Source organism: Streptomyces sp. H51 (assembly GCF_035656535.1).
In the GTDB taxonomy this organism is placed as follows: domain Bacteria; phylum Actinomycetota; class Actinomycetes; order Streptomycetales; family Streptomycetaceae; genus Streptomyces.
The window spans coordinates 252,647-264,283 of sequence record NZ_JAYMHD010000011.1 but is presented as its reverse complement, the minus strand read 5'-3'; the positions used below and the strand labels follow the sequence as shown (position 1 = coordinate 264,283).

Sequence of the window (11,637 nt, the reverse complement as noted above, 5' to 3'; positions counted from 1 at the left end):
GGCCGCGGACCGGTGAGGAGCGCGGGCCGCGGACCCGGGCGGTCCGTCCCTGCCCGGTGACCGAAGACGCTCGGTCACCGGTACCGGGGGCAGGATCAACCGGCCAGCCGGGCCTCGATCGCCGTGACGACCTCCGCGGCGTCCGGCTCGGTGCGCGGCGAGAAGCGGGCGGCGACCTCGCCGTCCCGGCCGATCAGGAACTTCTCGAAGTTCCAGCGGATGTCGCCGCTGTGCCCCTCGGCGTCGGCGAAGCCGACCAGGCGGTCGTACAGCGCGTGCCGGCCCTCGCCGTTCACCTCGACCTTCTCCGTCATCGGGAAGGTCACGCCGTAGGTGGCGGAGCAGAACTCGGCGATCTCGTCCGCGCTGCCGGGCTCCTGGCCCATGAACTGGTTGCACGGCACGCCGAGGACGGTGAAGCCCTGGCCGGCGTAGCGCTCGTGGAGGCGCTCCAGCCCGCCGTACTGCGGGGTCAGCCCGCACTTGGAGGCCACGTTCACGACGAGCACCACCTGGCCCTTGTACCGGGCCAGGTCCGCGCTGCCGCCCTGGAGGGCGCCGATCTCCACGTCGAGGGGAGCGGCGCCGTTGCTGTCTGCAGTCGTCATGAGGCGAGCCTAACCTCGGTCCGCGCCGGGCGGGCGGGCCTACGGCCGGTGCGGGTCCGCCCGGTCGAGGGCAGGCGCCCACGGCCGGTCGGAGCCGGCGGACGCCGGGCTGCCCGCCCGGACGAGGACGTCCCCCGCCGCGGTACGTGAGTACAGCACCGACCGCCCGGCCCGCCGCCGTTCCACCAGGCCCGCCTGGAGCAGCACCTTCAGGTGCCGTCCGACCGAGCCCAGCCCCTGCCCGGTGACGGCGGTCAGCTGGGTCGTGTTCAGGGGGCTGCCGAGCAGGACGAGGACCGCGGCGCGCGCGGTGCCCAGCAGCGCGCCGAGCGGTTCCGGCACGGCCCCGCGGGGACCGTCGGCCAGGGCGCCCCGGCACGCGTAGACGACGGCGTACCGCTCGTGCTCCTCCCAGGACACCCAGCCGACGCGCTGCGGGGTGACCGGCACGAAGACCAGCTCGGCGCCGGCCAGGTCGCGCGGCGGGAACTCCAGCGGATTGACCTGCAGCCGGTTCTCGCCGAGCCACCGGGTCCGCCCCGGCCGCAACTCGTCCAGCACCGCCGCCCAGCCGCCCCGGCTGACCCGCGCGGTGCGGGCGACGACGTCGGCCTCCAGGACGCGCCGACGCCGGTCCCAGTACGGCCGTACGGTCTCGGTCCACACGTACTCCAGCACGCGCGCCGCCCGTTCGGGCAGGTCGTCGCGGTCCAGCTCGGCCGGGAGCGGTTCGCCGGTCAGGGAGACGACGAGATCGGCGCGGGCCCGGGCGGCGCCGGTCGCCCGCACCCGTGCGACGGCCTGCTCGAAGTTCTCCCCGTCCAGCGGGGTCGGGGTGAGGAAGTCCGCGTTCCAGATGGTGCCCACCCCGGTGCGTACGAGCCGCGCGGTGACCGGGTCGGCGGCCAGCAGCCCGCGGTAGCCGGGCAGGTGGGCCCGCAGCCAGGCCTGCTCGCCGGGGTGGGCCGGCGCCGCGGTGTGCAGCAGCTTCAGGGCGGCGAGGGTCTCGGCGAAGGGGGAGAGGACGAAGCGGCTGCGGGCGAGCGTGTCGGCGTTGATCTGCCACCAGCCCACGCGCTCCGCCACCTTTCGCCCTCGCGCGAAACAATAACGGGGGCTTCCGCGGCCTTCCCAGACTCCGTGCATGCGCAGCTACCAGGACCTTTTCCGCACCCCGGAGTTCACGCCCCTCTTCCTGTCCGCCACCGCCCACACCGCGGCCCAGACGGTGGGCGGGCTCGCGCTCGGCACGCTCGTGTACCGGGCGAGCGGCTCTCCGCTGCTGTCGGCGCTGAGCATGTTCGGCCCGTCGCTGGCCCAGGTGCTGGGCGCGACCGTCCTGCTGTCCGGCGCCGACCGGCTGCCGCCGCGGGGGACGCTGACCGGCGTCTGCCTCGTCCTCGCGGCCGGCACGGCCGTCCTGGCGCTGCCCGGCCTGCCGATGTGGGGCGTCTTCGCCGTCGTCCTCGCGCAGGGCCTGGCCGCCTCGCTGGGCGGGGGAGCACGCTGGGGGCTGCTGAACGAGATCCTCCCCAGGGACGGCTACCTGACGGGCCGCTCGGTCTTCAACATGAGCAACGGGCTGACGCAGATCGGCGGGTTCGCGACCGGCGGCGTCCTCACCGCGGCGCTGTCACCGCGCGCCTGCCTGCTCCTGGCGACGGCGCTGTACCTGTCGGCGGCCGCCGGCACGCGGCTGGGCCTGTCCCGTCGCCCGCCCCGGTCCGCCGGCCGCCCGTCCGTCTCCGCCACCTGGCACGCCAACCGGCTGCTGCTGTCCGACCGCCCGCGCCGCCTCACCTACCTCGGCCTGTGGCTCCCCAACGGCCTGATCGTCGGCTGCGAGTCGCTCTACGTCTCCTACGCCCCCGACGCGGCCGGCACCCTGTTCGCCTGCGCGGCGCTGGGCATGCTGGCCGGCGACGTGACCGTCGGCAGGCTGGTGCCGACCGCGGTCCGGCAGCGACTGGCCACCCCGCTGCTCCTGCTGCTGGCCGCGCCGTACCTGCTGTTCGCCCTCCGCCCGGCCGTCCCGGTGTGCGCCGTCGTGGTCGCCGTGGCCTCGGCCGGCTTCGGCGCGAGCCTGGTCCAGCAGGAACGCCTGCTGGCGCTGACCCCGGACGAGCTGTCCGGCCACGCCCTGGGCCTGCACTCGTCGGGCATGCTCACCCTCCAGGGGGTGAGCGCGGCCCTGGCGGGGACCCTGGCCCAGCTCACGTCCCCCGCCGCGGCGATGGCCCTCACGGCGGCGGCGTCGGCCGCGACGACCCTGGCACTGGCGTCGTCCGCCCGCCGGTACGCCCCGCGGACGCAGCCGGCGTAGCCCCTGCGGACCGCGGGCCCACCGCGGCCGGCGCTGCGGACCGCGGGCCTACCGCTGTCGCCGAGCCCTGCGGACCGCGGGCCCGCCGTTGCCGCGTCTCACTCCGCGTCGGCGACCACCGAGCCGACTCGGTCGGCGAGGCCCGGGTCGCGGCGGACCAGGAGCGTCGCGTAGGCGACGGCGGCGAGCAGGGCGGCCAGCGCCGCGTACGGGAACCAGTTGTAGGGCGCCGGCTGTCCGGGCTTGGCGAGGTAGTAGAGCGGGACCAGGATGGCCAGCACACCGACGGCGGGCAGCACCAGGTGGCGGACGGTGCGGAACTCCTGCGGACGGTACCGGCGGTAGTACAGCGGCAGGGCGATGTTGGACGCCAGGTAGACCAGCAGGATCAGGATGGAGCCCAGGCTGGAGGCCTCGGTGAAGAAGACCACGGGGTCCATCGAGCCGCCGGAGCCGAGCAGATGGCCGAGACCCCAGCCTCCGATGATCACCAGCGCGGTGGCGGTGAAGGTGACGATCGCGTTGTTGGGCGTACGGCGGATGGGGTGCACGTACCCGAAGAACGCCGGCAGCAGCCCCTCGCGTCCGGCGTTGAACACCAGGCGGGCCTGGGAGTTGATACCGGCGATCAGCACGCCGAGGGTGGAGGTCAGGCCGCCGATGTAGGCCACGAACGCGAGCGCCCCGAGCGTCTGCTGGGCGATGTCGATGAAGGGGATGCCGGCCGCGCCGAGCTTGGCCATGTCGTAGTCGAAGCCGGTCACGGTGGCGTAGGAGAAGAGGATGTAGCTCACCGTCATCACCGCGATGGAGAAGAACACGGCGCGGCCGACGTTGCGCCGCGGGTTCTCCGTCTCCTCGGCGAGCGCCGCCGAGTTCTCCCAGCCGATGAACAGGTACACCGCCAGCGGGAAACCGGCCGCCAGACCGCTCAGGCCATGACTGACGTGGCCCGGCAGGAACGGGACGGCGGACAGGCTGCCGTGGTGTTCGACGATCGCCGCGACGGAGACGACGACCAGCACCAGCATCTCCACGCCGAAGAAGTAGCCCGCCCACTTCGTGGAGACCACCACCCCGCGCAGCATCAGCCCGACCGCGACCCCGGTCAGCACGAGCGTCCAGATGATCCACGGCAGCTCGACACCCGTGTAGTGCTCCAGGGTGATCTGCACGAACCCGCCCGAGATCGCGATCACGGCGGCCATCCCGATGATGTAGCCCAGCCCGGCCAGCAGCGCCGTGGTCACCGCGCTGACCGGCCCGAAGGACTTTCCGACGAAGGTGATGAAGCTGCCCGCCGACGGGTGGGCCCGGGAGAACTCGGCGAGCGTGTTGCCCAGCAGCGCGACCGCGACGCCCGCCGCCACGATGGTCAGCGGGGAGGCGATGCCCGCGGTGGTGCCGAGGAAGGCGAAGCCGAAGAAGAAGCTCATGGCCGGGCCGACGTTGGCCATCGTGGCGGCGGCGATGTCCGCCATGCCGAGCACCCCGCCGCGCAGCCGCTGGGGGGCGCCGCGGACGGCACCCGACGCCGGCGAGGGACCGGCCGCTCCGGGATCGGGCATGACGGCGACTCCTTCTGCGGTGCGATGACGCGGGGTGAGCGGGGTGCTGGCAGTCGTCGAGTGGCGGGGGAGTGGGGCAGTCAGAGGGCGCGGTCGGCGCGGTCGGTGTGCTCGCTGCGGCCCGTGCGGTCGCTGTGGTCGATGTGCTCGCCGTCACTGGTGTGGCCTGTGTGCCCTATGTGGCCTGTGTGGCCTGTGAGGTCTGTGTGGGCTGTGTGGTCGGTCCGGCCGGTGTGGGCCAGGCGGTGCGCCTTCACCGCCCGCACGGCCGGGTCCATCGCGCCGCGGCCGAGCTCGGCGAGCAGGTCGGCGTGGCAGCGGTTCCGCGCCCGTACCGCGTCGGCCGCCGGGGCGGGCATCAGCAGGCACAGGCGGCCGAGCAGGTCCGCGGCGAACTCGCGGATCCCGGCGCCGCCGAGCACCTCCGCGAGGCCGAGGTGGAAACGGGCCTCCAGTTCGAGCAGCCGCTCCTGATCGTCGGCCAGGTCCATCTCGTCGACCAGCGCCCGCAGTTCCGCGAGCCCGTCGGCCGGAACCTCGTCGACACCGCGCGCCACGAGCCCGCATTCGAGCAGCTGGTGGAACGCCTCCAGCGAGGCCGCCTCCTCGGCGTCGTGCATCAGGGCGACGACCGTGTGCCACTCGGGCGCGACGAAGGTCCCGCCCGCCCGGCCGCGCCGGCGGTCGAGCAGGCCGTCCTGGCACATCGCCTCCAGCGCGCGGCGCACGGTGATCTCACTGATCCCCAGCTCCTCGGCCAGCACGCCGGCGTCCGGCAGCCGGTCCCCCGGTGAGACGGACGTCAGGCGCACCCGCAGCGCGATCCGCGACCGGACGAGTTCCGCCCCGGTCTGACCGCTGCCGGGCAGGACACGCACGTCCCGCACCGCGGCGACCGGGCCGGTCCGCGTCGGCCCCGGCTGGCTGTAGGGCCCGAACTTGCCCCCTGGATTCACCACGACGCCACCCTAACGGCCTGCTGAACGGCGTCACGGTCCGCGGCGACGCCGTCCGCGCCGGTGGCTGCCGCGAGCATGCGGCGCGGTTGTTCATGGGGGCTCCCATGGAGGCCGGAAGAGGGGGACGGAGGACGGGGCGCGGAGGGGAGGGCGTGGTGACGGTCACCACGGAACGGGGGGCTCCGCGTGGCACGTAAAATAGAGCATGGTGAACACTTAAACAAGTCTTGTTCTTTTAGATCGTACTGAACTAATTTCCGGGACACGAGGCTCGTCCCCCTTCGGCGACCGCCGGGCGGCCCATGCACCCGTGCTCGCCGACGCATGCCCTCTTCCGCACTCCCCTCCTGGATGTCGAATGACCACACGTCCTCCCGTCCCCACCGCGGCCCCCGAGACCACCGCCACGGCCACCGCCACCGCGCCCCTCGCCGAGGGCGCCCCGGCCGGCGGCTCGGGCCTGCAGGCGGGTCTGAAGAACCGCCACCTGTCGATGATCGCCATCGGCGGTGTCATCGGCGCCGGCCTGTTCGTCGGCTCCGGCTCCGGCATCGCCGCCGCGGGCCCCGGCATCCTCGTCTCGTACGCGCTCGTCGGCGTCCTCGTCGTCCTCGTCATGCGGATGCTGGGCGAGATGGCCGCCGCCAACCCGACCTCCGGTTCGTTCTCCGCCTACGCGGACCGCGCGCTGGGCCGCTGGGCCGGCTTCAGCATCGGCTGGCTGTACTGGTTCTTCTGGGTCGTGGTGCTCGCCGTCGAGGCCACCGCCGGCGCCAAGATCCTCACCGGCTGGGTGCCGGCGGTCCCGCAGTGGGGCTGGGCCCTGATCGTCATGGTGGTCCTGACCGCCAGCAACCTGGCCTCCGTCAGCTCCTACGGCGAGTTCGAGTTCTGGTTCGCCGGCATCAAGGTCGTCGCCATCGCCGCGTTCATCGTGCTGGGCGGACTCGCGATCTTCGGCCTGCTGCCCGGCTCGGACCACCCGGCGTCCGGCTTCTCGTACCTCACCGCACACGGCGGATTCCTGCCGCACGGGCCGGGGGCGATCCTCACCGGCGTGCTGATGGTGGTCTTCTCCTTCATGGGCAGCGAGATCGTCACCCTGGCGGCCGGTGAGTCCGCCGACCCGCGGGGCGCGGTGACCAAGGCCACCAACAGCGTGATCTGGCGGATCGCGGTGTTCTACCTGGGCTCCATCCTGATCGTGGTGTCCCTGCTGCGCTGGGACGACCCGGCGATCCTCAAGGACGGCTCCTACGTCGCGGCCCTGAGCTCCATCGGCATCCCGCACGCCGCGCAGATCATGAACGCCATCGTGCTGACCTCGGTGCTGTCCTGCCTCAACTCCGGCCTCTACACCGCCTCGCGCATGGCCTTCTCGCTCGGCGGACGCAACGACGCCCCGGCCTCCTTCGGGCGGACCACGGGCCGCGGCGTGCCGCGCACGGCCATCCTGGCCTCGGTGGCCTTCGGCTTCGTCGCGGTCGCCTTCAACTACCTGTGGCCGGACACCGTCTTCCAGTTCCTGCTCAACTCCTCCGGCGCGATCGCCCTGTTCGTGTGGCTGGTGATCTGCTTCTCGCAGCTGCGGATGCGGAAGATCATCCAGCGTGAGTCGCCGGAGAAGCTGGTCGTCAGGATGTGGCTGTACCCCTACCTGACCTGGGCCACGATCGCCCTGATCACCTTCGTTCTGGTCTACATGCTGACCGACACCGCGGCGGGCGGCGGCCGCGACCAGGTGGTGCTGTCCACGGCGGTGGCGGCGGGTGTCGTGGCGGTGGCCCTGGTCCGCCGGCGGATGAGCCGCCGGCGCGAGGCGCTCGTCACCTCGTCGTAGCCCCGCTCGCCGCCTCCGACCGAGCCTCCCGGCCGGGCCGGGAGACGCCCGACGTCTCCCGGCCCGGCGTCCTCGTCTCCGGATCCGGCGGAGCCGTGACCGGGACGCCCGCGCTGCCGGCCGGCAGCGCGGCCCGGCCGCGCCGGTCAGAACCCGATGGCCTCGCGCAGCAGCAGGACGGTGCCGCGGCCGGGCTGCGGCTCGGCGTTGAGGACGAGCAGACGGCCGACCGCGCTCGGCTGCCCGTAGGCCGCCAGGGCGCGCGCCGTCTCCAGCGGGAGGGCGTGCTCCTCGACCCGGCGCAGTGCGCTGCTCAGGTCGGGCACCACCTTCTGCGCCCCGACGACCCAGATCGCCTTCGCGGCGCCGCCGGCGGAGGCGGGCAGCTGGCTGCCGGTGGCCGAGGCGATGACGAGCGAGCCGGTCTCGGTGACGGCGGCGACACTCGCGACGAAGACGTCGGGGGTGGCCGCCAGCCGGCGGATCTCGTCGGCCTCGGTGGCGCGGTCCATCGTCAGCACACGCGGCCGGACGGCGAGGCAGCGGTCGCCCGCCTCGATGTCCTCGGCGATGCCGGAGAGCCGGAGCGTCTCGCTCGCCCCGGTGAACACGCTCGCGCCCTCCGGGATCAGGTCCCTGACGCGGGCGCGGGCCGCCGCGGCGTCGTCGAGCAGTTCGGCGGTGAAGCCGTTCGCGCGCAGCGCCGCGACCGCCCGGTCCAGCCGTTCGGCGGACGCCGGCCGGGCGAAGTCGTCGGCTCCCCGCGTGACCGGCGCACCCGCCTCCCCGGCACCCGGCGCCCGGCCGGAGTCCCCGGCCCTGTCGGCCCGGCCGATGTCCCCGGCCCTGTCGGCCCGGCCGGAGCCGTGCGCGCGGTCGGAGTCGTGCGCGCGGTCGGCGTCCCCGGTCCCGCCGGAGTCGTGCGCGCGGGTGTCGGGGCCGGGCGCCGAACCCGGCAGCGGGGTGGTGTCGGCGTACCGGACCTCGTAGACCCGCTCGGCGAACTTCCAGCCCTCCGGCGTACGCCGGTAGGTGTCGTGGTAGATCGCGAAGTTCTGGCCCGAGCGGCCGTCCAGCAGCCGCGCGATCTCCTGCATGTAGGTGCGGCCGGTGGCGGTGTCGCCGTCGATCCGGATCACGCCCGGGTGGCTGTTCTGCACGAAGAAGTCCCACTGGCTCTGCAGGCGTTCGCCTCCGCTCCGGATCTCCTCCCGGCCGACCAGTTCGACCGGCACGTTGGGCATGCGCAGGACGCCGTCGGGGGTGAACAGCCCGGCGAGGCGGGCGCGGTCGCGCATCATCGCCGCGTCGGTGAACTCGCCGCGCAGCGCCTCGATCTCGACGCGGTCGGCGGTCTCCTGGAAGTCGTTCATGCGGGGCTTCCCGTCGTGTGGAAGGGGCAGTGGTCTTCACCGTTCCGACAACGCGGCCCCGCGGAATGTGAGGCGAGCCGCCGACGTCACATTCCGCCGCTCCGCTCCGTCGTACGGAAGACAGGAAGACAGGAAGACAGGACGACAGGACGACAGCGGAAGACAGCGGGAGAGGGCGGGAGAGGGCGCGTGGACGAGGGGGCCGGAGGGCGTATGACCACTCCGTCGGAACAGGCGCGGCGGCAGGCGGCGGAGCAGCGGGACCCGGGCCTGAGCACGATCCTGGGCGAGCGGCGGCAGCTGCTGAATCTCGGCTACCGGCTGCTCGGGTCCCTGGCCGACGCGGAGGACGTCGTCCAGGAGGCCTATGCCCGCTGGTACGCGATGTCCCGGGCGGAGCGGGAGGCCATCGAGTCCCCGGGCGCCTGGCTGACGAGGGTGGCCGGCCGCATCTGCCTGAACCTGCTCGGCTCGGCCCGCGCCCGGCGCGAGGCCTACGTCGGCCAGTGGGTCCCGGAGCCGCTGCCCGACCCGGCCGAGTGGATCGCCGGGGCGGCGGGCGGGGCCGGCGTCGACCCGGCCGACCGGATCACCCTCGACGAGTCGGTGACCATGGCCTTCCTGGTCGTGTTCGAGTCGATGACCCCCGCCGAGCGCGTCGCGTTCGTGCTGCACGACGTCTTCCGCTACCCGTTCGCCGAGGTGGCCGAGATCGTCGGCCGCAGCCCGGCGGCGTGCCGCCAACTGGCGTCCTCCGCCCGCCGCCGCATCGCCCGCGCCCGCGCCGGGGCGAGCCCGGACACGGCCCGGCAGGCGAGCGTCGTGCGGCGGTTCAGGGCGGCCTGGCAGACACAGGACATCGAGGCCCTGATCGGTCTGCTCGACCCGGACGCCACCGCGGTCTCCGACGGCGGTGGCCGCGCCCTCGCCCACCCGCTGCCGGTCGAGGGCGCCGAGCGGATCGCCCACCTCTACCTGACGATCGCCCGGTTCGCGCCGCGCCTTACGCTCCTCGAACGCACGGTCAACGGGCTGCCGGGCCTGGTGATCGAGTCCGGGGGACGGGTCGAGACGGTGTTCGCGTTCCAGGTCGCCGACGACGCCCGGATCACGCACATCTGGGCGGTGCGCAACCCGGACAAGCTGCGCCCCTGGGGGCCGTGCTGAGCTCGCCGGGCGATCGGGGGAGGACGAGGACATGGACGAGAGCCCGCGCAAGGCCGTGCCGTGGGGGAGGACCCTGCGGGGGTGGTGGTCGGACCGCCTGGGCCAGGAGATCGTTTCCGTCTGGGGCGCGGGCGTCGTGCTGGGCTCCCCGCCTGGACGGTCATCGAGATCTTCTGGCACCCGGACTCGATCCTGGGTGACGGCGGGCTCGCCGCCGTCGGGCTGCTGATCGTCCTGGCCGTCGGCACGCTCTTCGGACGGACGGGCGTCGTGATCACTGGCGAGACGGTCGCCGACTCCCCGGGTGACCACGGGCCCCGCCCGGCCCCGGCTGCTCAGGCTTCGGATACTCACGGCCGGGACGGCCGGGACGGCCGGGTGGGTCGCCCTGCGGGCGATCCTGGTCCTCGGGCACCTTGGGCCGTCGGCCGTGGGCCTGATCTCGGCGGTTCCGTCGGCGGCTCCGTACCCGCTCGCGTTGCTGGTGCTCGCCGCGCGCGGGGGCGCTCCGTGGGGCGTGGTCCGTACCGTGTCGTCGGCGTCGGCGTCGGCGTCGGCGTCGGTCGTCGGTCGTGCTGGTGGTGCTGCTCCGGTTCGTGTGACCGGTTCATCCGGCCGGGCCGGTCGCGCCACACGTCGCGGGCACCACCAGGCGTGGCCGGCTGTAGCGCGAGGTCCGGCCTGGTGGCCGGCGCGGGGCCGCGGACGCCGAGCGGCGGACGCCGCACGAGGCGGGCTTCTTCCCGCCGCCGCTCACGACGCGCGCCGGCACGTACGTGATCCCGCCGCCGGCCAGGAGGGGAACGCCAGCCGTCGGCCCCTGCCGAGACCGCCGGTCCGGCCCCTGCCGAGACCGCCGGTCCGGCCCCTGCCGAGACCACACGTCCGGCCCCTGCCGAGACCGCCGGTCCGGCCCTTGCCGAGTCCGCACGTCCGGGGCACGGGACGAGCCCCGCGTCACTAGGCTGACCGGATGGAGCGTGCCGCAGACGACGTACCGGTGCACTACGTGGCGCACGGCGAGGGCAGACCCGTGCTGGTGCTGCACGGAGCGATGGTCGATCACCGCGAGGCCGAAGCCTGCTTCGAGCCGGCGCTGGGCGCGCGCGACGGCTACCGGCGGATCTATCCCGACCTCCCCGGGATGGGCCGCACGCCGGCGCCGGCGTCCCTGCGCGGCGCCGACGACGTCCTCGACGTGCTGCTCGGCTTCGCCGACGAGGTCGCCGGGCCGGACGCCTTCCTCGTCGTCGGCCACTCGGCCGGCGCCCACTACGCCCAGGGGATCGCAGCCCGGCGTCCCGACCGGGTCTCCGGGCTCGCGCTCGTCTGTCCTCTGCTGGCGGGCGTCCGCGACGTCCCGGACCATCGGCCGGTGGTCGCGGCCGATGATCTGGGCGACGACGGGTTCCGCGGCTACTTCGTGGTGCGAACGCCGGCGATGCTGGACCGCTACGAGCGCTTCGTCGCCCCGGCGATCCCGCTCGCCGACCAGGCCGCCATGGAGCGGATCGGCGAGCGGTGGGAACTCGGAGCTACCGAGGGACCGGCCTACCAGGGGCCCACGCTCGTCGTCGCCGGCCGGCAGGACTCCGTCGTCGGGTACGCGGCGGCGGCAGACCTGCTCGACCACTACCCGCGGGCCACCCTGTCGGTGCTCGACGGCGCCGGCCACGCGCTTCCCCACGAGCAGCCGGGGATCCTGGCGGCCCTGCTGGACGACTGGCTGGCGCGGACCGGCGGCCGGGCCTGGCCACCGGTACACGGACGTTGACGATACGCCGGCCCTGCGGCGGCGC

9 protein-coding genes are annotated in these 11,637 nt (G+C 74.1%); 4 read left to right on the top strand and 5 right to left on the bottom strand.

Features of this window, described 5'->3' with window-relative positions; genetic code table 11:
* Nucleotides 1–95: 95 nt before the first annotated feature.
* Both VKA29_RS01710 and VKA29_RS01705 read right to left on the bottom strand, forming a co-directional pair.
* Nucleotides 96–608, bottom strand: coding sequence for a glutathione peroxidase (locus VKA29_RS01710; protein WP_324783302.1), 513 nt, complete (start codon nucleotides 606–608; stop codon nucleotides 96–98).
* A 39-nt stretch (nucleotides 609–647) separates the two neighbouring features.
* Nucleotides 648–1,682 (bottom strand): helix-turn-helix domain-containing protein, encoded by a 1,035-nt coding sequence (locus VKA29_RS01705; RefSeq protein ID WP_324783301.1) that lies wholly within the window; start codon nucleotides 1,680–1,682, stop codon nucleotides 648–650.
* A gap of 70 nt (nucleotides 1,683–1,752) precedes the next feature.
* On the opposite strand from VKA29_RS01705, the gene VKA29_RS01700 reads away from it, so the two are divergent.
* Nucleotides 1,753–2,931: an MFS transporter gene (locus tag VKA29_RS01700; protein WP_324783300.1), complete on the top strand. Its 1,179-nt coding sequence runs from the start codon at nucleotides 1,753–1,755 to the stop codon at nucleotides 2,929–2,931.
* A 98-nt stretch (nucleotides 2,932–3,029) separates the two neighbouring features.
* Here the strand turns inward: VKA29_RS01700 and VKA29_RS01695 are convergent, their stop codons facing one another.
* Complete coding sequence (locus tag VKA29_RS01695) at nucleotides 3,030–4,499, bottom strand: APC family permease (protein WP_324783299.1); 1,470 nt, start codon at nucleotides 4,497–4,499, stop codon at nucleotides 3,030–3,032.
* Between the two features lie 80 nt (nucleotides 4,500–4,579).
* Nucleotides 4,580–5,458 carry a FadR/GntR family transcriptional regulator gene (locus VKA29_RS01690; protein ID WP_324783298.1) on the bottom strand — a complete coding sequence of 293 codons (879 nt, stop codon included), beginning with the start codon at nucleotides 5,456–5,458 and terminating at the stop codon, nucleotides 4,580–4,582.
* Between the two features lie 358 nt (nucleotides 5,459–5,816).
* Here VKA29_RS01690 and VKA29_RS01685 point away from each other — a divergent pair, with 358 nt between their 5' ends.
* On the top strand, nucleotides 5,817–7,298 hold the full coding sequence (locus VKA29_RS01685) for an amino acid permease (RefSeq protein ID WP_324783297.1): 1,482 nt from the start codon (nucleotides 5,817–5,819) through the stop codon (nucleotides 7,296–7,298).
* Nucleotides 7,299–7,444: 146 nt separating this feature from the next.
* Here VKA29_RS01685 and VKA29_RS01680 read toward each other — a convergent pair whose 3' ends face one another.
* Nucleotides 7,445–8,671: an LUD domain-containing protein gene (locus VKA29_RS01680; protein WP_324783296.1), complete on the bottom strand. Its 1,227-nt coding sequence runs from the start codon at nucleotides 8,669–8,671 to the stop codon at nucleotides 7,445–7,447.
* A 213-nt stretch (nucleotides 8,672–8,884) separates the two neighbouring features.
* On the opposite strand from VKA29_RS01680, the gene sigJ reads away from it, so the two are divergent.
* Complete coding sequence (gene sigJ / locus VKA29_RS01675; RefSeq protein ID WP_324783295.1) at nucleotides 8,885–9,838, top strand: RNA polymerase sigma factor SigJ; 954 nt, start codon at nucleotides 8,885–8,887, stop codon at nucleotides 9,836–9,838.
* A gap of 973 nt (nucleotides 9,839–10,811) precedes the next feature.
* A complete protein-coding gene (locus tag VKA29_RS01670; RefSeq protein ID WP_324783294.1) occupies nucleotides 10,812–11,612 on the top strand; it encodes an alpha/beta hydrolase in 801 nt (266 codons plus the stop codon).
* The last annotated feature ends 25 nt before the right edge of the window (nucleotides 11,613–11,637 follow it).